An 851-nucleotide genomic window follows, 5' to 3' on the forward strand; every position below is an offset into this window, starting at 1 on the left:
ACCGTCAGTGACGGCGAAGCGCTGGAAAACGGCAGCAGGTGAATTCCGCTGCTTGCGGTCGGCAATGCCGATGAAATCCACCTCCGCAGACCGCTCGCTGAGACGCATGATCGCATAACCATGTTTGTCGGAGGCGAACTTGAGATGCGGGTTCTCGGCGAGAGCCGTCGCCAGGCTCGCCTCCGACGGAGCATCCGAGGTGATCGAGCCGCAGACGAATTCGCTGGCGATCGGATGAGCCTTTTCATCCATGAAATCCCGCTTTACATCGGCGGCATAGAAGGCATGCAGATCGCCGCCGATGACAATCGGGTTCGAGGCCGCCGAAGAGTGTATGGCGCTCAGCAATCTGCCACGCGCGGCGCGATAGCCGTCCCAGCCGTCAAGATTATAACCGGTCTCCGGCCCGACCTTTGTGTCGCGTTCCGAAACCAGCGTCTGCTGAGCGATGACATTCCATTTCGCCTGCGACATGCCAAGCGTTTCCGCCAGCCATTGTTCCTGGGCCGGCCCCAGAATGGTCCGCTCCGCCTGAGCGTTGCCGGCGGTGCCTTGGAGCTGCAGCGAGCGATATTGCCGCGTATCGAGCAGGCTCACGCCAAGCAGATTACCAAAGCGGTAGTGGTCATAAATGCGCAGCGCGTCGAAGCCGGCAGCCAGGGCCGGCGGGACCGGCATGTGTTCGAACCAGGCCTGATAAGCAGCACGGCGGCGGTCGAGGAATTCCGCCGGGTTCGGAGCATCCGGCGCGCGATCGCTCGCATAATTATTGCTGACCTCGTGATCGTCCCAGATGGTGAGCCAAGGGAAAGCGGCATGCGCTGCCTGCAATTGCGGGTCCGACTTGTATA

The 851-nt window shown here is 61.3% G+C and carries 1 protein-coding gene; it reads right to left on the reverse strand.

Going from position 1 to position 851, the window contains the following annotated elements; translation table 11 throughout:
- Positions 1-851: alkaline phosphatase D family protein (locus tag C5L12_RS27740; RefSeq protein WP_170109144.1), on the reverse strand; the 851-nt coding region annotated here is incomplete at both ends.

Origin of the sequence: Neorhizobium huautlense, from assembly GCF_002968575.1 — a bacterium.
Taxonomy (GTDB): Bacteria; Pseudomonadota; Alphaproteobacteria; order Rhizobiales; family Rhizobiaceae; genus Neorhizobium; species Neorhizobium huautlense.